At 67.3% G+C, this 19,068-nt stretch carries 18 protein-coding genes and 1 pseudogene; 7 read left to right on the forward strand and 12 right to left on the reverse strand.

Annotated elements, in window-relative coordinates; all coding sequences use genetic code 11:
• Positions 1-2: 2 nt before the first annotated feature.
• The 3 genes and pseudogenes from ACK4S9_RS03075 to ACK4S9_RS03085 form a co-directional block, all read right to left on the reverse strand.
• A pseudogene (locus tag ACK4S9_RS03075) lies at positions 3-1,202 on the reverse strand (efflux RND transporter periplasmic adaptor subunit).
• Between the two features lie 324 nt (positions 1,203-1,526).
• Positions 1,527-2,381, reverse strand: a complete 855-nt coding sequence (locus ACK4S9_RS03080; RefSeq protein ID WP_409721268.1) for an alpha/beta hydrolase — start codon at positions 2,379-2,381, stop codon at positions 1,527-1,529.
• Positions 2,378-2,605: a hypothetical protein gene (locus ACK4S9_RS03085; RefSeq protein WP_409721271.1), complete on the reverse strand. Its 228-nt coding sequence runs from the start codon at positions 2,603-2,605 to the stop codon at positions 2,378-2,380. The genes ACK4S9_RS03080 and ACK4S9_RS03085 overlap by 4 nt, the downstream gene beginning before the upstream one ends.
• 134 nt (positions 2,606-2,739) lie before the next feature.
• Here ACK4S9_RS03085 and ACK4S9_RS03090 point away from each other — a divergent pair, with 134 nt between their 5' ends.
• From ACK4S9_RS03090 to ACK4S9_RS03105, 4 genes are all read left to right on the forward strand, one after another.
• On the forward strand, positions 2,740-3,690 hold the full coding sequence (locus tag ACK4S9_RS03090; RefSeq protein ID WP_409721273.1) for a LysR substrate-binding domain-containing protein: 951 nt from the start codon (positions 2,740-2,742) through the stop codon (positions 3,688-3,690).
• 35 nt (positions 3,691-3,725) lie between these two features.
• Entirely contained in the window at positions 3,726-4,172 is a 447-nt protein-coding gene (locus ACK4S9_RS03095; protein ID WP_409721276.1) for a DUF962 domain-containing protein, read from the forward strand.
• A 169-nt stretch (positions 4,173-4,341) separates the two neighbouring features.
• Entirely contained in the window at positions 4,342-5,280 is a 939-nt protein-coding gene (locus ACK4S9_RS03100; RefSeq protein WP_409721279.1) for a DMT family transporter, read from the forward strand.
• Entirely contained in the window at positions 5,277-5,765 is a 489-nt protein-coding gene (locus ACK4S9_RS03105) for an N-acetyltransferase family protein (protein WP_409721282.1), read from the forward strand. Before ACK4S9_RS03100 ends, ACK4S9_RS03105 begins: the two co-directional genes overlap by 4 nt.
• A 305-nt stretch (positions 5,766-6,070) precedes the next feature.
• Here ACK4S9_RS03105 and hutI read toward each other — a convergent pair whose 3' ends face one another.
• The 9 genes from hutI to ada all read right to left on the reverse strand — a co-directional run bounded on the left by hutI (position 6,071) and on the right by ada (position 17,076).
• Complete coding sequence (gene hutI, locus ACK4S9_RS03110) at positions 6,071-7,303, reverse strand: imidazolonepropionase (protein WP_409721285.1); 1,233 nt, start codon at positions 7,301-7,303, stop codon at positions 6,071-6,073.
• Positions 7,296-7,901, reverse strand: coding sequence for a HutD family protein (locus ACK4S9_RS03115; protein ID WP_409721288.1), 606 nt, complete (start codon positions 7,899-7,901; stop codon positions 7,296-7,298). Before ACK4S9_RS03115 ends, hutI begins: the two co-directional genes overlap by 8 nt.
• Positions 7,898-9,283 (reverse strand): formimidoylglutamate deiminase, encoded by a 1,386-nt coding sequence (locus tag ACK4S9_RS03120; protein ID WP_409721290.1) that lies wholly within the window; start codon positions 9,281-9,283, stop codon positions 7,898-7,900. The genes ACK4S9_RS03115 and ACK4S9_RS03120 overlap by 4 nt, the downstream gene beginning before the upstream one ends.
• Positions 9,280-10,068 (reverse strand): N-formylglutamate deformylase, encoded by a 789-nt coding sequence (gene hutG / locus ACK4S9_RS03125; RefSeq protein WP_409721293.1) that lies wholly within the window; start codon positions 10,066-10,068, stop codon positions 9,280-9,282. The genes ACK4S9_RS03120 and hutG overlap by 4 nt, the downstream gene beginning before the upstream one ends.
• Before the next feature lie 21 nt (positions 10,069-10,089).
• On the reverse strand, positions 10,090-11,652 hold the full coding sequence (gene hutH, locus ACK4S9_RS03130) for a histidine ammonia-lyase (protein WP_409721296.1): 1,563 nt from the start codon (positions 11,650-11,652) through the stop codon (positions 10,090-10,092).
• A gap of 11 nt (positions 11,653-11,663) precedes the next feature.
• Complete coding sequence (gene hutU / locus ACK4S9_RS03135; protein WP_409721298.1) at positions 11,664-13,367, reverse strand: urocanate hydratase; 1,704 nt, start codon at positions 13,365-13,367, stop codon at positions 11,664-11,666.
• 183 nt (positions 13,368-13,550) lie between these two features.
• Entirely contained in the window at positions 13,551-15,221 is a 1,671-nt protein-coding gene (locus ACK4S9_RS03140) for an amidohydrolase (protein WP_409721301.1), read from the reverse strand.
• A gap of 92 nt (positions 15,222-15,313) precedes the next feature.
• Positions 15,314-16,012, reverse strand: a complete 699-nt coding sequence (locus ACK4S9_RS03145) for a 2OG-Fe(II) oxygenase (RefSeq protein WP_409721304.1) — start codon at positions 16,010-16,012, stop codon at positions 15,314-15,316.
• Positions 16,012-17,076, reverse strand: coding sequence for a bifunctional DNA-binding transcriptional regulator/O6-methylguanine-DNA methyltransferase Ada (gene ada / locus ACK4S9_RS03150; RefSeq protein WP_409721307.1), 1,065 nt, complete (start codon positions 17,074-17,076; stop codon positions 16,012-16,014). The genes ACK4S9_RS03145 and ada overlap by 1 nt, the downstream gene beginning before the upstream one ends.
• A gap of 111 nt (positions 17,077-17,187) precedes the next feature.
• Here ada and hutC point away from each other — a divergent pair, with 111 nt between their 5' ends.
• From hutC to trxA, 3 genes are all read left to right on the forward strand, one after another.
• The gene (gene hutC, locus ACK4S9_RS03155) at positions 17,188-17,934 is read left to right on the forward strand and encodes a histidine utilization repressor (protein WP_409721310.1); all 747 of its coding nucleotides are present in this window, start codon (positions 17,188-17,190) and stop codon (positions 17,932-17,934) included.
• Positions 17,935-18,016: 82 nt separating this feature from the next.
• The gene (locus tag ACK4S9_RS03160; RefSeq protein ID WP_409721313.1) at positions 18,017-18,436 is read left to right on the forward strand and encodes a response regulator; all 420 of its coding nucleotides are present in this window, start codon (positions 18,017-18,019) and stop codon (positions 18,434-18,436) included.
• 242 nt (positions 18,437-18,678) lie between these two features.
• Positions 18,679-19,005: a thioredoxin TrxA gene (gene trxA, locus ACK4S9_RS03165; RefSeq protein WP_409721316.1), complete on the forward strand. Its 327-nt coding sequence runs from the start codon at positions 18,679-18,681 to the stop codon at positions 19,003-19,005.
• The last annotated feature ends 63 nt before the right edge of the window (positions 19,006-19,068 follow it).

A 19,068-nucleotide genomic window follows, 5' to 3' on the forward strand; every position in this document is an offset into this window, starting at 1 on the left:
CCTCACTCCTTGGCGGTGTTCAGGGCCAGCTTGGCGCCGTTCCTGGCAGCCGCGATGGCGGCATCCATCGGCACGATCTGCGCCGCCACCGGCGCGCCGGGGCGCACCCGCTGCAGGCCGCCCACGACGATCTTCTCGCCCGCCTTCAGGCCCGAGCGCACCACGCGCATGCCGTCGACCATGGGGCCAAGTGCTACCGGCCGATATTCGGCCTTGCCGTCGCTGCCGACCACCACCACGAACTTGCGGCTCTGGTCGGTGCCGACCGCGCGGTCGTTGATCACGATGCTTTTCTCGGCCACGCCGCTGCCCACCTGCACGCGGGCGAACAGGCCGGGCGCCAGGCTGCGGTCCTGGTTGGCCAGCAGGGCGCGCATGCGCACGCTGCCGGTGCGGGCATCCAGCTGGTTGTCGACGAATTCGAGCCTGCCCTCGTGCGGGAAGCCCTCTTCGTTGGCCAGGCCGATTTTCACCACCGCGCCGCTGTCGCGCCGGGCGCCGACGCGCAGGTAGGTCTGTTCGTCGCCGTCGAAGCTGGCATAGATGCGCTCCAGCGAGACCACCGAGGTCAGCACGGCGCTGGCGTCGACCAGGTTGCCGAGGGTGATTTCGGCCTTCGAGACGCGGCCGTCGATCGGCGCCGTCACGCGGGTATAGGCCAGGTTCAGGCGCGCCGCTTCGTACTGGGCCTGGGCGGCACGTGCGTTGGCGTCGAGTTCCTTCTAGGCGGCCGCCTTTTCGTCGTACTCGCGCTGGGCGATGGCTTTATCCGCCAGCAGGCGCTCGGCGCGCTCCAGTTCCAGTCGGGCCAGGTCGGCACGGGCGCGGGCCGCGCTGGCGGCGGCGCCGGCGCGCTCGGCTTCGGCCTGGTAAGGGCGCGGGTCGATCACGAACAGCACCTCGCCCTTCTTCACTTCGGCGCCCGGCTTGAAGTTGACGGCGGTGATGTAGCCGCTGACGCGCGAACGGATCTCGACCTCTTCCACGGCTTCCAGGCGGCCCGAGAATTCCTGGGTTTCAAGCACCGGTTTTTCGATGACGATTGCGGCGGAGACCGGCGGTGCGGCGGGCGTCGCCGCGGCAGCGCCGTCCTGGCTGTTGGCGTCGGCGCAGCCGGTGAGCACCGCGCCCGCGAGCCCTGCGGCGGCCAACAGTGCGACGAGTGTTTTCACCTTGCCCGTGCTGCTTAGTTGCTTATTCATGATCAACCTTTCTTATTGAAGAGACAAAAACTTCCCTGTCCGCAGCCGGGTACGAGCCGGATGCGGAGAAAAAGAGGGCCTCTCCGCGCCCGCAGGCGTGGATGCCGGATTCCTTACTGGTTGGAGGGCCGCGCGCTCAGCGCGGCCGGGGCGCTGGCGTCAACAGCGCATGGGGTGCAGGTGCTGCATCTTCATGGCTCACCTCTTTCGAAGACGATCCCTCACGTCGCCGAAGCGACGATTTTTGGGAAAAAACGGGCCCTCCTCGTGCGCGCGGCACGTGGCGTCGGAAGGCGGTGATGGTTGATGTCCGGTGCTGAGCGGTCAGCGATCCAGTCCGTCAAGGAAGCTTGCGATCTCGGCAAGCGCGTGCACCTTGCATGCACATTCGTTACGCCCGTCCGGGTCCTGCAGCGGGGCCGGCGGCATGCGCCGCACCGTGGTGCGTACGCCGGCGTTGATCAGTTTGGCGCCGTATTGTTCGGCCTCGTCGCACAATGGGTCGTCCTCGGCCGATAGGATCAGGGCCGGCGGAAGATTCTTCAGCCGGGTCGAACGCAGCGGCGAGGCGTACGGATGCGCGCGGTCGGCGGCGTGCGGCAGGTAGCCGCGGTAGGCGGCGGCGCAGTCGCTGGTGACTTTTTCGCGGTCCGGGCACTGGTTCATCTGGCGCATCGAGCAGGTGGACAGGCCGGGGTCGAGCATCGGCATGATCAGGACCTGGCCGGCCAGCTTGGGCGCGGCGCGGTCGCGCGCCATCAGCGCGCACACGGCCGCCAGGTTGGCGCCGGCCTCGATGCCCATCACCACCAGCTTCTTGCCGGACCAGCCGAGCTTGGCCTTGTTCTTCGTGGTCCACAGCAGCACCGCGTGCGCATCTTCCACCGCGGCCGGGAAGGGACTGGTCGTGGCCAGCGTGTAGTTCGAGGCGAGCACCGCGCGCTCCTGGTTGCACTGGGCCATATGGCGCAGGAACTCGTCCGCTTCCTGCAGATCGCCCGAGACGAAGCCGCCGCCATGGAAGAACACGATCAGCGTGTCGCGTTTGGCCGCTTTCTCCACTGCTTGGCCGGCGGTGTAGAGACGGGCCGCCAGGGCTCCCTGCGCGCCGCTGACTTCCAGTTCGCGCACATCCACGCTCGCCGTGGCGGCATCGTCGCGTTCGAGTACCGCGCTCATCGTTGGCCTTCCTGCGGCGCCGCGGCCCAGCGGCCGGATTCGCCGTCCGCACAGTCGCCGCACGCCAGTAGCGATTGCGTTTCGACCTGCATCGAGAGTGCCTTCAGGCCGCGCGCTTCCGCGCCGGCAGCCTGCGAATAGGCGTCGGTCCCCAGCAGGCCTGCCAGCGCTACCCCGCTCAGGGCCACTGCTACCGTGGTGAAGATTCCGTCCCGCATGCTCATGACCAGCTCCGTTCGTGTTTACATTTTGTTGCGATGCACACACTATAGTCTTCAACTACAATCAGATAAAGATGTCAATAACGAATTGATTGTTCAGAATGCCGAACAATCGACCAAAGAATGGGAGTGCCCTCATGAACAAGCTCCAGGCCATGGAAGTTTTCATCCAGGTGGTCGACTGCGGCAGCTTCACCAAGGCGGCCGACATGCTGAACCTGCCCAAGGCGACGGTCTCGACGCTGGTGCAGACACTGGAATCGACCCTGGCGGTCAAGCTGCTGCACCGCACGACGCGCCAGGTGATGATCACTTCGGACGGCGCCGCCTACTACGAACGCTGCGTGCAGATCCTGTCCGACGTGCGCGACGCCGAGGAATCGCTGTCGCGCCACCGCCTGAGCCCGAGCGGGCGCCTGCGGGTGGATACGCCCACCGGCCTGGCCTCGGAAATCCTGATCCCCGCCCTGCCCGCCTTCTTCGAACGCTACCCGGACATCGCGCTCGAACTCGGCAGCACCGACCGCCCGGTCGACCTGGTCGAAGAAGGCGTCGATTGCGCGGTGCGCGGCGGCGAGCTGGTGGACCCGAACCTGATCGCGCGCCGCATCGGCGTGATCAACTTCGTCACCGCCGCCGCCCCGGCCTATATCGACCGCTTCGGCGCGCCCCAGCACCCGCGCGACCTCGAGCGCCACCGCTGCGTCAACTACTTCTCGGCCAAGACCGGCAAGGTGTCGAAATGGGACTTCTCGCGCGACGGCGAGCGCATCGAGGTGGCGCTGCCCGGGTCGATCGCCCTGAACGATTCGAATGCCTACGTGCAGGCGGGGCTGGCGGGACTGGGCGTCATCATGATGACCGACTACCTGCTGACGCAGCACATCGCGGCCGGGCGCATGCTGCAGGTGCTGCCCGAGTGGAGCAGCGACCCGCTGCCGGTGCACGTGGTCTACCCGCAGAACCGCCACCTGTCGGCCAAGGTGCGCGTGTTCGTCGAGTGGATTTCCGAGCTGTTCGCGGGCCATCCGCACCTGCGCCTGCAGGCGCCGCGGCCGAGCGTCCAACAGGCGCTGGAGACGGTGTAGAATCGGGCGAAACAACAGGTCATACGGAGACAAACATGGACCACAGCACTTCCCCCCGCAACATCGACCTGCTGCTGGCGCGCTACGCCGAAAGCCACCGCAACCACACCAACGAGATCATCCACTTCGTGTGCATCCCGCTGATCGTCCTGAGTTTGCTCGGCATCCTGTGGGCGATCCACCCGGTGGTGGCGATCGCGGCGACCCTCGCCTCGCTCTACTACTACGCCAAGCTTTCGCGCGGCTTCGCCGTCGGCATGGGCGTGATGAGCGCCGTCATGCTGGGACTTCTGGCGCTGATGCCCGACATGACGGTGCTGCCGGTGTCGATCGCGATCTTCGTGGTGGCCTGGATCGGGCAGTTCGTCGGCCACAAGATCGAGGGCAAGAAGCCCTCCTTCTTCGAGGACCTGCGCTTCCTCCTGATTGGGCCGCTGTTCGTGCTGTCTTTCCTGTACCGCCGCATGAACCTCGCGTACTAACGTAGGGTGGGCGGCTCGTGTTTTTGTGCACAGGTCCAAAAAACCCCACGCGGTGGTAGTTAGCGTATGAATAGTCGCGCGGGCAGCCTTACGGTGGTTTGAACGCGCGGACGGCATAGCCGTCCACCCTACCACTGCAATAAATTGGCGGAGCACGTATACTCGCGCGATGCCCTCTTCCGTCCTCTTCACCGTCGCCTCCCTGATCTGGGGTTCGACCTTCTTCGCCATCACCCTGCAGCTGGGCGAAGCCCCGCCCGCCGTGTCGGTGGCCTACCGCTTCTTCCTGGCGGCCGCCACCCTGTTCCTCATCTGCCTGGTACGCCGCGACAGCCTGCGCCTGCCGCTACGCACCCATGGCTGGATGGCGCTGCAGGGCGTGCTCACCTTCTGCATCTCCTACCTCTGCACCTATCAATCGGAGCAGTACGTGGTCTCGGGACTGGTGGCGGTGGTGTTCGCGCTGATGGTGTTCTGGACGCCGCTCCTGAGCAGCCTGTTCTTCGGCACCACGATCAGCCGCCGCACCATCGCCTGCGGCGTGGTCGCGATCGCCGGCGTCGCCCTGCTGTTCTGGCATTCGATCGGCACCGCCTGGCGCGACTACCAGAACGGCGGTAGCCCGGCCTTCATCGCCGGCGTGGTCCTCGCCCTGGCCGCGACCATCGCCAGTTCCGCCGGCAGCATCGTGGTCACCAAGGTGAAGGAACAATGCGAGAACCTGCCGCTGACCATGGCCTGGTCGATGTTCTGGGGCGCCTGCCTGGTCACGGTGTGGTCGCTGGCCAACGGCGACCGCTTCGTCATCCCGAGCAGCGCCACCTACTGGGCCGGCCTGGTCTACCTGTCGATCTTCGGCTCGGTCATCGCCTTCTTCGCCTACTTCACCCTGATCGGGCGCATCGGCGCGCAGAAGACCGTCTACATCGGCGTGATCACGCCGGTGCTGTCGGTGCTGCTGTCGATCAAGCTCGAAGGCTACCGTCCCGGCCCGGTCGAATTCGCCGGCATGGTCCTGTGCCTGGCCAGCGTGGCCTGGGCCTTGCGCGCGCCCGCGGCCAAACCCGTGCAATCCGCAAACCTGAACAATCCACTCGAAACGCCATGAGCACTTTTACCATCCGTCCCGCCCAACCAACCGATGTCACCCACATCCATGCCATGATCGTGGAGCTGGCCGTGTTCGAGAAACTCGAGCACCTGGTGGTGGCCACCGAAGACCTGCTGCACGAGGCCCTGTTCGGCTCGCGCCCGTCGTGCGAAGCCATCATGGGCGAGGAGGACGGCGAAGTGGTCTGCTTCGCGCTGTTCTTCCATAACTTCTCGACCTTCCTGACCAAAAAGGGCCTGTACCTGGAGGACCTGTACGTGCGCCAGTCGCACCGCGGCAAGGGCTATGGCACCAGGATGCTGACCCGCCTCGCGCAAATCGCGGTCGAGCGCAACTGCGGCCGCTTCGAGTGGTCGGTGCTGGACTGGAACGAGCCGGCGATCCGGTTCTACCAGCAGATGGGCGCCGACATCCTGCCCGACTGGCGCACCTGCCGCCTCACCGGCGACACCCTGGCGGCACTGGCCGAGCGTCGCGCCTGAGGCGCTCGACAAGCACGCACAAAGAAAAACCCACGGGGCCGGGAGGCGCCGTGGGCGAACCCATTTTCGTCAAATGGGGAGGGGAGATGGTGAATCACACGCTTGCACTATAAGTGTGGATTCTTAATATTCAATTAGGGCTTACATTCGCTTACCCTTGTTACGAAGCTGGTTTCTGCCGCCGTTGCAGTAATAATTCCCGAGCTGGAATTCGCCGGTTTGACGCTAGTCAAGCAGAAGAGATTGAGAACAGAGTCGCTTGTGCATGCCTAAGGAATAAGGGGCCAAGCTGTACCGCTTACGCATCACATTGGAACGTGTGCCGGCCGCAGGACACCGTCGTTGACCACCGTGCGGCAAGGATTCGAGCCCATCGCATAGGCCAGGTCGGCCGGGCGGGCAATATCCCACAGGGCCAGGTCGGCCCGTTTCCCCACTTCCAGCGACCCGATCTCGCCATGCAGGCCGAGGGCACGCGCCGCGTGGAGGGTGGCGCCCAGCAAGGCTTCCTGGGGCGTCAGGCGCCACAGGGTGCAGGCCATGTTCATGGCCAGCAGCAGGGAAGTCATCGGCGAGGTGCCGGGATTGCAATCGGTGGCCACCGCCATCGCTACCTTCGCTTCGCGCAGGGCGCCGGTCGGCGGCTGCCTCGTCTCGCGCAGGAAGTAATAGGCGCCCGGCAGCAGCACGGCCACCGTGCCCGCGCGTGCCATCGCATCGATGCCGGCCTGGCTCAGGTATTCGAGGTGGTCGGCCGACAGGCCGCCATGGCGCGCCACCAGTTCGGCGCCCTGCTGGTCCGACAGCTGTTCGGCATGCAGCTTGACTGGCAGGTTCAGCAGACGCGCGGCAAGGAAGATGCGCTCGGTCTGGGCATTGGTGAAGCCGATCCGTTCGCAGAAGGCGTCCACCGCATCGACCAGCCCCTCTTGCGCCAGTTGCGGCAGCATGCGTTCGCACACTTCATCCACGTAGTCGTCGGCCCGGCCCGCGAATTCCGGCGGCAGCGCATGGGCGCCGAGAAAAGTCGTGGCGACGCGCACCGGCAGACGGCGTGCCACCTCGCGCGCGGCGCGCAGCATGCGCGCCTCGGCTTCCAGCGCCAGGCCATAGCCGGACTTGATCTCGAGCGTTGTCACGCCCTCGGACAAGAGCCTGGCCACGCGCGGCAGGCTTTGCGCCAGCAGCGCCTCGACGTCGGCCTCGCGGGTGGCGCGCACGGTGGACATGATGCCGCCGCCCTGGCGCGCGATGTCCTCGTAGCTGGCGCCGTTCAGGCGCGCCTCCCACTCGTTGCTGCGGTTGCCGGCGTGGACGACGTGGGTGTGGCAATCCACCAGGCCCGGCGTCATCCAGGCGCCCCCGCAGTCGTGCTGCGCGGCGGCGGGCGGGGCGTCGCGGCGCGCGCCGATCCAGGCGATGCGGCCATCCTTCACGCTGAGTGCGGCGTCGAGCATCTCGCCGTAGCCATCCGCGGCGGTAGGCACCATCGTTGCCAGATTCACGTTGGTGAACAGCAGGTCGGCCACGTCACTCATCGCTTTCTTCGTCCTCTTCGTCCTCGTGGTACCAGACGTCCACGATGTAGATCATGCCCTGCCCCGCCTCGAGCTTCCACACCGAGCCCGGCTCCAGCACCACCGCGTCGTAGCGCACCATGCCGATGCGCTCCTTTTCGTTGCGCAGTTCGAGGGCGTCGCCCTCGGCCAGGAACAGCACGGTGACGTCGGCGCGCGCAACAAAGGTGGAATCGCCCGACAGCCGGCGCCGGCCGAAGGTGTGGTAGCAGCGTTCGCTGCGCGTCATGGCGTTGAAGTCGGTGCTGCCGCCGCGGCTGAGTTTCGCGATGACCTCGGAGCTGCCGTCGAAGGCCACCACCGGCTCGGCATCGGTGACCAGGGTCGGCTCGCCGTCGATCTCGAGCAGCATGCCGTGGCCCTCGACCAGGGCCAGCGTGCGGTCCACGCCGGGGAAGTTTGAAAAGGCGCCATCCTTTTCGATGGTCGCCAGGCTCACGCGCCAATCGAAGTCCTCGAAGCCGGAGTCCGGCGGGCCGATGGCGATTTCGGTCGTGCTGCCGGTGCCGTTCTTCCACGGCACCGGCGACAGTCCTGCGAATGGGATCAGTACGGTCATTGGCCCACCTCACTCGATTCGCGCAACTCGCGCAGTTCACTCAAGGCCTGGCGGTAGCGCTGCGCAACCGCCTCCTGCGCCACGTGGCGTCCGCCCTGCACCACCCAGCGCCCGCCGCACAGCACGTCGCGCACCAGGTTGTCGTTACCGCAGAACAGGAAGCGGCCGAGCACATCCTCGTCCGCCACGCCGTCCAGGTTCGGATGGCTCCCGTCCAGCACCAGGAGGTCGGCGCGCAGTCCTTGCGCGAGCGCGCCCACCTTGCGACCGGCCGCCTGGGCGCCGCCGCGCAGGGCAGTCTGCCACAAGTACTGGCCGACGTCGCGCTGTTGGCGTGTGAAAGCGATGTTGCGGCGCTGGTGGGCCAGCCGCTGGCCGTATTCCAGCCAGCGCAGTTCCTCGACCGGGCTTTGCGCTACGTGGCTGTCGCTGCCGATGCCGAAACGGCCGCCCAGCTCGATAAAGGCCTGCAAGGGAAACAGGCCGTCGCCGAGATTGGCTTCGGTGGTCGGGCACAGGCCGGCGACGGCGCCGCTGTTCGCGATCGCCGCCACCTCGGCATCGTTCAGGTGGGTCGCATGCACCAGGCACCAGCGTTCGTCGAGCCCGACCTGCTCGGCCATGTACTCGACCGGCCGCCGGCCGCTGAACGCGATGCTCTGCTCGACCTCGGGCATCTGCTCGGCGATGTGGATGTGCAGCGGCCGCCCGGCCGGCAGGGCGGCCGCCAGCTCGCGTATCTGCGCGACGCCGGCCGCGCGCAGCGAATGCGGCGCGGCGCCGACTTCCAACTGGCCGCCACGCAGGGGCTGCAGCGCCTCGACGATCTTGAACACATCGTCGACGCCGGTGCGGAAGCGCCGCTGCTCGGGACGCAGCGGCTGCTCGCCGAAGCCGGCATGGCTGTACAGCACCGGCAGCAGGGTCAGGCCCATGCCGGTGGCGTGACCGGCGCCGGCCACCCGCTCGGCGGTTTCGGCCGGGCGCGCATAGGCTTCGCCGCTTGGTGCGCGCTGCAGGTAGTGGAACTCGCACAGCGAGGTATAGCCGTGGCGCAGGCATTCCACGAACAGCTGGGCGGCGATGGCCTCGATCTGTTCGGGCGTGATGCGCGCGGCAAAGCGGTACATCAGGTCGCGCCAGGTCCAGAAGCTGTCGGGGCCCTCACCGGCGCGCTCGGTCAGTCCGCCCAGCGCGCGCTGGAAGGCGTGCGAGTGCAGGTTAACCATGCCCGGCAACACGTAGTCGGCGCGCGCCACGCCCAGGGGCGGCGCGGCCTGCGCCTCGACGCGGCTCAGGTCGCCCTGCGCATCCCATTCGATCAGCACGTCGCGCCGCCAGCCCTCGGGCAGCAGCGCATGGCGGGCGAACAGGGCTCTCATGTGCGCACCCAGTTCACCGAGACAGCGATCATGTCCTTCAGCAGCGGCTGGACGTGCGCCGCCACCTCGGGGCGATATTCGAACGGAGCCTGTTCGTTCATGTACAGGCACTGGCACATCTCGAGCTGGATCGCGTGCACGCCCTGCTCCGGCTGGCCGTACTTGCGCGTGATGTGGCCGCCCTTGAAGCGGCCGTTGACCGCGATGCTGAACCGGTCCTGGGCGCGGGCGACGCCCACCACCGCCGCTTCCAGGCCGGGGGCGCAGGACTTGCCGTCGGCGGTGCCGAAATTCAGGTCCGGCAGGCGGCCCTCGAAAAAGCGCGGCACGCTTGAGGCGATCGAATGCGCGTCCCACAGCACCACGCTGCCGAACTCGCGTTTCAGGCGATCCAGCTCCGCGCGCAGCTGCTCGTGATAGGGCATCCAGTAGCGCTCCAGGCGGCGCCGCACTTCCGCTTCGTCCGGCGTGCGGCCAGGCAGGTAGAGGCTTTCCCGGCCGAAGGTGTCGACCGGGCACAGCCCCGTGGTGTCCATTCCGGGATACAGGTTGGTGTTCTCGGGTGGACGGTTCAGGTCGATCAGGTAGCGCGACCAGCGCGCCGAGATGGTCGACACGCCCATCTCTTCCAGGAAGCCGTAGAGTTCCGGCAGGTGCCAGTCGGTGTCCGCGCGCGCCGCGGCGCAGGGCGCCATGGTGCTTGCTACCTCGTCCGGGATGTCGGTGCCCGCATGGGGCATCGACACGAGCATGGGGAGCCTGCCTGCCTTGAACCGGAAATCCATTGCCTCTCCTGAATGAAGTTGTTAAGGGTGCAGTACGGTGAACAGTTCCTTGCACGACGCCGACAGCTCGCCGTTCACGACCATCAGGCGCGCGGCCTCGATGTCCGGGGCGAAGAAGCGGTCCGCATCGTAGGGCGCCACCCGTGCGCGCAGCTGGGCGTGCACGTGCTCGAGGCGCTCGGAGCTCTTCAAGGGGCGGTGGAATTCGATGCCCTGCGCCGCCGCCAGCAGCTCGATGCCGACGATCACCGAGGTATTGTGCGCCATCTGGTCCAGACGGCGCGCCGCGAAGGTGGCCATGCTGACGTGGTCTTCCTGGTTGGCCGAGGTCGGCAGGCTGTCGACGCTGGCCGGATGAGCCAGCGACTTGTTTTCCGAGGCCAGCGCGGCGGCGGTGACGTGGGCGATCATGAAGCCCGAGTTCAGGCCCGGTTCCTTCACCAGGAAGGCCGGCAAGCCGGACAGGTTGGCATCGATCAGCAGCGCGATGCGGCGTTCCGACAGCGCGCCGACTTCGGCGATGGCCAGCGCCAGCGTGTCGGCGGCAAAGGCCACCGGCTCGGCGTGGAAGTTACCGCCCGAGAGGATCGCACCGTCGTCGGGATCGCCCGCCGCGGGGAACAGCAATGGGTTGTCGGTGACGGCGTTCGCCTCGATCAGCAGGGTACGGCCGGCATTGGCGATCAGGTCCATGGCCGCGCCCATCACCTGCGGCTGGCAGCGCAGGCTGTACGGGTCCTGCACGCGTTCGTCGCCCACCAGGTGCGAGGCGCGGATGGCGCTGCCCGCCACCAGCTCGCGGTAGATGGCGGCGGCGGCGATCTGGCCCGGCTGGCCGCGCACCGCGTGGATGCGCGCATCGAAGGGCGCATCGCTGCCGCGTGCGGCGTCGACCGACAGGGCGCCGGCCACCATGCCCGCTTCCAGCACGCGCTCGGCCATGAACAGGCCGTGCAGGGCCAGCGCGGTCGAGACCTGGGTGCCATTGATCAGGGCCAGGCCCTCTTTCGCCGCCAGGGTCACCGGCTCGATGCCGGCGGCGCCCAGGGCCTGCTTCGCATCCATCAGTTCGCCTTTGTAGCGCACCGGGCCGACGCCCAGCATGGCCAGGGTCATGTGGGCCAGCGGCGCCAGGTCGCCCGAGGCGCCGACCGAACCTTGCGAGGGAATCGCCGGCATGATGCCCGCGTTGTACAGGGCGATCAGGGTCTCGATGATCAGGGGACGTACGCCGGAATAGCCGCGCGCCAGGCTGCCGATCTTGGTCAGCACGATCAGGCGCACGATGTTATCGGCGATGAGTTCGCCGGTGCCCACCGCGTGCGACAGGATCAGGTTGCGCTGCAGCGCTTCCAGCTGGTCGTTCGGGATGTGGGCCTTGGCCAGGATGCCGAAGCCGGTGTTGATGCCGTAGGCCGGGTCGCCCTTGGCGGTGATTTGCTGGACCAGGGCGCAGGAGGCGTTCACCGCCTGCCAGGCTTCCGGCGCCAGTTGCAGGGGCACGTGGGCGGCCCAGACGGCGCGCAGGTCGCTGAGCGCCAGTTCGCCCGGCTGCAGGGTAAGAATGTGATGCGAGTCGTTCATGATGTACTGCCTTATTTGATCATCGGAAGATTCAGGCCATTGCGCTTGGCCGTCTCGATTGCGCTTTCATAGCCGGCGTCGGCGTGACGCATCACGCCCGAGCCGCTGTCGTTGACCAGCACGCGCGCCAGGCGCTTGGCTGCCGCCTCGGTACCGTCGGCCACGATGACCACGCCCGAGTGCTGCGAGTAGCCCATGCCCACGCCGCCGCCATGGTGCAGCGAGACCCAGGTGGCGCCGCCGGCCGTGTTCAGCAGGGCGTTCAGCAGCGGCCAGTCGGACACCGCGTCGGTGCCGTCGCGCATGGCTTCGGTCTCGCGGTTGGGGCTGGCCACCGAGCCGGTATCGAGGTGGTCGCGTCCAATGACGATCGGCGCCTTCAGCTCGCCCGTTCGCACCATCTCGTTGAAGGCCAGGCCCGCCAGGTGGCGCTCGCCCAGGCCCAGCCAGCAGATGCGCGCCGGCAGGCCCTGGAAGGCGATCCTGCTGCGCGCCATGTCGAGCCAGCGGTGCACCCGTGCGTGCTGTGGGAACAGTTCCTTGATCTTGGCGTCGGTTTTATAGATGTCTTCCGGGTCGCCCGACAGCGCCACCCAGCGGAACGGGCCGCGGCCCTCGCAGAACTGGGGACGGATGTAGGCCGGCACGAAGCCGGGGAAGTCGAAGGCGTCCGCGACGCCCTCGTCCTTGGCCACCTGGCGGATGTTGTTGCCGTAGTCGACAGCATACGAACCCATGGCCTTGAAGTCGAGGATGGCGCGCACGTGCACGGCGCAGGATGCGGCTGCCGCGCTCTTGAGGCGCGCGTGCTGGGACGGGTCCTGCTGGGCGGCCTTCCACTCTTCCACCGTCCAGCCGGAAGGCAGGTAGCCGTTGATCAGGTCGTGGGCCGAGGTCTGGTCGGTGACCATGTCGGGCACCAGGCCGCCCGCGCGTGCACGCCGCACCAGTTCCGGCAGCACGTCGGCGGCATTGCCGAGCAGGCCGATGGAGACGGCTTCGCGCTTGGCGGTGTATTCCTTGACCATCGCCAGCGCCTCGTCGATATCGCGTGCCTGCTTGTCGAGGTAGCGGGTGCGCAGGCGGAAGTCGATGCTGCTCTGCTGGCATTCGATGTTGAGCGACACGGCGCCGGCGAAGGTGGCGGCCAGCGGCTGGGCGCCACCCATGCCGCCCAGGCCGGCGGTGAGGATCCAGCGCCCGGCCATGTCGCCGCCGAAGTGCTGGCGCCCGGCTTCGGCGAAGGTCTCGTAGGTGCCCTGCACGATGCCCTGGGTGCCGATGTAGATCCAGCTGCCGGCGGTCATCTGGCCGTACATGAACAGGCCCTTGCGGTCGAGTTCATTGAAGTGTTCCCAGTTGGCCCATTTCGGCACCAAGTTGGAGTTCGCCAGCAGCACGCGCGGGGCGTCCGCATGGGTGCGGAACACGCCGACCGGCTTGCCGGACTGGATCAGGAGGGTCTGGTCGTCTTCCAGTTCGCGCAGCGAGGCGAGGATCTGGTCGTAGCACTCCCAGTTGCGCGCCGCGCGCCCGATGCCGCCGTAGACGACCAGCGCCTGCGGGTTTTCCGCGACCTCGGCGTCGAGGTTGTTCTGGATCATGCGGTAGGCGGCTTCGGTGAGCCAGCTCTTGCAGGAGAGTTCGCTGCCGCGCGGGGCGCGGATGACGCGGGAGGGGTCGAAGCGGGGATCAATGGGCATCGGTGAGTTCATGGCGGCTCCTGGTTGGAATCTGCGATGAGTCTAGGTTGTCTATACAACCAAGTCAACCAATTTTGATGTTGCGTTTGTAGGGTGGACGGCTTCGCCGTCCGCGCGTTCAACTTCGTTGTGAACGGCCACGCTGCCTCTACTCTGAACGCGCGGGCGGGAGACCCGCCCACCCTACGATTCACCTTATTTCTTGAACACCTGCTTGCCACCCACCCAGGTCTCCAGCACGCCGGTCTTGAAGATGTCGTAGGTCGGCATGCGGAACAGGTCGCGGTCGATCACGATGAAGTCGGCGTGCTTGCCCGGCTCCAGCGAACCCAGGCTGTTTTCCTGGTGGCCGGCATAGGCCGCATCGAGGGTGAAGCAGCGGAAGGCCTCCTTCAGCGACATCGCCTGGTTCGGATACCAGCCCGCCACCGGCTGGCCGGCATGGTCCATGCGGGTGACGGCGGCGTGGATGCCGAAGAAGGGATTCGGCGACTCCACCGGGAAGTCCGAGCCGCAGGCGATGCGCGAGCCCTGGTGCAGGAAGCTGCGCCAGGCGTAGGCGCCCTTGATGCGCTCCGGGCCGACGCGGGTCTCGGCCATGTTCTTGTCCGAGGTGGCGTGGGTCGGCTGCATCGAGGGAATGATGCCGATGCTCTTGAAGCGCGGGATGTCGGCGGGCGCCACGACCTGCGCGTGCTCGATGCGGTGGCGCTGACCTGCGCTCTTCGTGTCCGCGACGCGCTTCTGGTAGATGTCCAGCAACTGCTTGTTGCCGGCGTCGCCGATCGCGTGCACGTTGAGCTGGTAGCCCTTGCGCATGGCCTTGGTCATCATGGCGTCCATCTGCGCCTGCTTGAAGAACAGCAGGCCGTGCGAATGCGGCTCGTCGCTGTAGGGCTTGAGCAGGGCGGCGCCGCGGCTGCCCAGCGCGCCGTCCGAGTACAGCTTGACCGAGCGCAGCGCGTACATGCCGTCCGCGTAGTCCTTCAGCGGGCCATTTTTTGCCAACTGGTCAAAATCCTCGCCGGTGCCGCCGATCATGGCGTAGACACGGGTGGTGAGTTTCTTCTTGTCCGCGTAGTCGCGGTACAGGCGATCTTCCGCCGCACCGATGCCGGCGTCGTGCACGCTGGTCAGGCCCATGCGCGCGATCTCCTGCAGCGATTTATCGAGCATGGCGCGGCCTTCCGCCTCGGTCTGGGCCGGCATGACCTTGGTCACCAGTTCCTGCGCCGCGTCCACCAGCACGCCGGTGGCTTCGCCATTTGCATCACGCATGATCTTGCCGCCGGCCGGATCCGGCGTCGTCTTCGTAATGCCGGCCAGCGCCAGCGTGCGGCTGTTGGCCCAGCCGGCGTGGCCGTCGACGCGCTCCAGCCAGACCGGACGATCGGACACGACGGCGTCGAGTTCGGCGGCGGTCGGGAAGCGGCCCAGCTTCCAGTTTTCCTGGTTCCAGCCGCGCCCGCGGATCCAGGCGTGGTCGGCATTGGCCTTGGCATAGCCGGCGATCGCCTTGATGGCGCCGTCGAGCGAGGTGGTGGCGGACAAATCGAGCTGGGTCAGCTGCTGGCCCAGGCCGAACACGTGGCCGTGGGCGTCGATCAGGCCCGGCAGCACGGTGCGGCCCCGCATGTCCACCTGGCGTGCGTTTTTCACCTTGGCGCCCACCTCGGCATTGCTGCCGACGGCAAGGATGCGTCCGCGGTCGTCGAAGGCCAGCGCGCTGAACTGCACCAGGTCGCCCTTGGCGTTCAGGGTGTAGCCGTTGGCGTTGGTGATGACGGTGTCGGCGTGGGCCGACGAAAGGACGCCGAGGCCGGCGAGGACGATCATGGAACACAGGGGGATCTGGCGCGCGCGCATGCTGATGATTTCTCCGTTTTTATATGGGTGACCGCAGCTGATGGCCGCGGCACGGAGAAGTGTATAGAAAATCAAGGCACGGGCATAGCCGCCTAGCCTGCGTCGTGGAAGATGATCCCCAGCGTATGCCGCATGCCGCGCCGCAGCCGGCTCACGCCATGGCGCATCGCCACCCGGTACACGCCGCGCGTGCCCTGCACCGGGCGCTGGTTCACCGCGAACACGACCGCGTCGCCCTGCCCCAGGGGCACCACCTCGGCCCGCGACTGCATGCGCGGGCGCTGCTCCGTCAATACGAACTCCCCGCCCTCGAAGTCGACGCCCGGCCGCGACAGCAGCACCGCCACCTGCAGCGGGAACACCAGTTCGCCGTACAGGTCCTGGTGCAGGCAGTTGTAGTCGCCTTCGCGGTAGCGCAGCAGCAGCGGCGTGGGTTTGTCCTGGCCCGCCGCGTGGCAGCGCGCCAGGTAGTCCGCGTGCAGCGCCGGGAAACGGGTATCGATGCCGAGCACGGCGTGCCAGCGGTTGGCGATGCCCGCCAGCGGCGGATACAGGGCGCTGCGCAAGGCGTCCAGCGGCGCCGGCAGCGGATAGGCGAAATACCGGTACTCGCCGCGCCCGAAACCGTGCTGCTGCATCAGGACGCGGCTGCGAAACAGCGCCGGCCGCTCGTACAGCGCGCTGGCGGCCTCGCAGTCCTGTGGCGCCAGCAAGCCGGGAAGCACGGCGCAGCCGAAGGCATCGAGCTCTGCGGCCACACGCTCCCAATCGATCTCGCTCGAGGTCGGCATTACTGTGCCGCCTCGCGGTCGAGCAGCGTGCGCTTGCGCTCGATCCCCCAGCGGTAGCCGGACAGGGCGCCGTCCGTCCGCACCACGCGGTGGCAGGGAATCGCCACCGCCACCGGGTTGGCCGCGCAGGCCCCCGCGACCGCGCGCGCGGCCGTCGGCATGCCCAGGCGCTCGGCCAGTTCGCTGTAGCTGACGGTGGAGCCGGCGGGAATGGCGCGCAACGCCTCCCATACGCGGCGCTGGAAGGCCGTGCCGCGCACGTCGAGCGGCAGGTCCAGGCCCAGGCGCGGCGCTTCCACGAAGCCGATCACCTGGGCCACGGTGCGCTCGAAATCGGCTTGCGCGCCCAGCAGTTCGGCCTGCGGGAAGCGCGCCTCGAGGTCGTGCACCAGCGGTTCCGGCTCGTCGCCGATCAGGATCGCGCAGATGCCGCGCTCCGTACTCGCCACCAGGATGGCGCCGAGCGAACACTGCGCGACGGCGAAGCGGATGCGCTCGCCCTGCCCGCCCGCGCGGTAGCGGCCGGGCGTCATGCCCAGCAGCCCGGCACTGGCGTCGTAGAAGCGCCCGCTCGAATTGAATCCGGCCTCGTACAGCGCCTCGGTCACGCTCGGCGCCGACCCCAGCCCCTGCCGCAGGCGCGCGCCGCGGCGCGCGCTGGCATAGGCTTTCGGCGTGACGCCCGTATGCGCCTTGAAGATGCGGTGAAAATGGAAGCGGCTCATGCCCACCGCCAGCGCCAGGCTGTCGAGGTCGGGCGCTTCTTCGGACGCGTCGATCAGGCGGCAGGCCTGCGCCACCGCGGCCGCCTGGCGCTGCGCCAGCGGCGGCTCGTCCGGCCGGCAGCGCCGGCAGGGACGGAAGCCCGCGGCCTCGGCATCGAGCGCACTGGCGTGGAAGGCGACGTTGGCGCGCAGCGCGCCGCGCGAGGGGCAGGAGGGCCGGCAGTACACCCCGGTGCTGCGCACGGAATAGGTGAACTGGCCGTCGGCGTCGCGGTCGCGGCGCTGCACGGCGGCCCAGCGCGCCTCGTCGGTATCAAAGATGCTGGTCATGGCGGTCATGATGAAATCCCCGTTGGTTAAGTATAGGGCCAGCCTAGCCGCCTGGCGGTCGCGGGGCACTCCGGGTATTGCTTTCGAATTGCGATGCTAGAATTTGGTGTCGGCGGCTGCATGCCGCTTCAAACCTTCCCGGAGAGTAGTTTGGAAGAACCGATCACGCAAGACAGCACCCCCATTTTCCAGCGCATCAAGGATTACCTGGTCGGCGAGATCGCCTCCGGCCGCTGGAAGGAAGGCGACCTGGTGCCCTCCGAGCAGGCGCTGGTGCGCCAGTTCGGCGTCTCGCGCATGACCGTCAACCGCGCGGTGCGCGAGCTCACCGCCGAGCAGGTGCTGACCCGGCGCCAGGGCTCGGGCACCTATGTGGCGCCGCAGAAGTACCAGGCCACCCTGGTCGAGATCCGCAACATCGCCGACGAGATCCGCGCGCGCGGCCGCGCCCACCGCAGCCACCTGCGCCTGCTGCGCGCGGAGATCGCCACCGACGAGGTGGCGGCCGAGTTCGAGCTGGCGCCCGGCGCCACGCTCTACCATTCGATCATCGTCCATTTCGAGAACGACGTGCCGATCCAGGTCGAAGACCGCTGGGTCAACCCGGACTGTGCGCCGAACTACCTCGACCAGGACTTCAGCGCCATCACCCCGAACGAGCACCTGATGGCCGCCGCGCCGCTGCAGGGCGCGAGCTACACCATCGAAGCCCAGCCGGCGCCGGGCGAAGCGGCGGCGATGCTGGCGATCGGCGTAGGCCAGCCCTGCCTGGTGCTGCACCGCCGCACCACCTCGGGCGGGAAGGTGGCCTCGGTGGCCACGATGTGGCATCCTGGCCACTTGGCGCGGTTTACCGGCAGCGTTTGACGCGGAAGCTGTTCAATATCTGCACGGAACTGGAAAATTTCGCCATAATGGCTTCCTTCCACACGCTGCCCGTTCTTCCCGCATGAAGCCGCCCTCCTCGCCCGCATCGCATGCCGCGCCCCGCCGCGTGCTGCTGCTCGACGACGACCGCTTCATGCTCGACGTGCTGCGCGAGATGCTCGACATGGTCGACGAGAGCGGCGCCGGCGGCCGCTTCGACGTCCATGCCGAATCCGACGCGCGGCGCGCGCTGGCGGCCCTGCCGCGCCATGCGCCCGATCTCCTGATCTGCGACCTGGCGATGCCCGAGATGGACGGCATCGAATTCCTGCAGGCCGCGGCCGGCCAGGGCTTCAGCGGCCGGGTGATCCTGGTGTCGGCGCTGGAAGACGGCGTGCGCGACGCCGCCACCGAGCTGGCGCGCGCCCTCGGGCTGCGGGTGGCGGGAACTTTCCGCAAGCCGCTGGCGATCGAGCAGCTGCGCCTGGCGGTGCAATGTTGAGATTTTGTACAAGCCGGTCCACACTTTTTGAAAAAATGGGGTATTATTCGGCACATCCCCGCCTGACACCCCCTGCCGTCTTTCCATATTGAATTTTGCACACAGTGCCTCCACCATTGTGTAGCAGCTAATTATTTGATAAGACTGCACGATGCGCAGTACGCGAAAAACCGGCCAGGACCATGCAGGTGTTGGCACTGGTCACAGGCGTTAATTGATCCTTACCTCTTTTGAGGAACATAATGAGCGAAAACATTAAACACATCACCGATGCAAGCTTCGATGCCGAAGTGCTCAAGTCCGAGCTCCCGGTCCTGGTCGATTTCTGGGCTGAGTGGTGCGGCCCGTGCAAGATGATTGCACCGATCCTGGAAGAAGTCGCCCAGCAATATGCTGGCAAGCTGGTGGTGGCCAAGGTCGACGTCGACGCCAACCAGGCCGTGCCGGCCCAGTTCGGTATCCGCGGCATCCCGACCCTGATCCTGTTCAAGAACGGTGAAGCGGCTGCGCAGAAAGTCGGCGCCATGGCCAAGGGCCAGCTGGTTCAGTTTATCGACGGCAACATCTGATATCGTTAACATGAGCGACGGCAGCGCGCCCGCGTTGCCGTCATTGTCGGGAAGCTGACCGGC

This window comes from Massilia sp. (assembly GCF_046293535.1).
Taxonomy (GTDB): Bacteria; Pseudomonadota; Gammaproteobacteria; order Burkholderiales; family Burkholderiaceae_D; genus Telluria.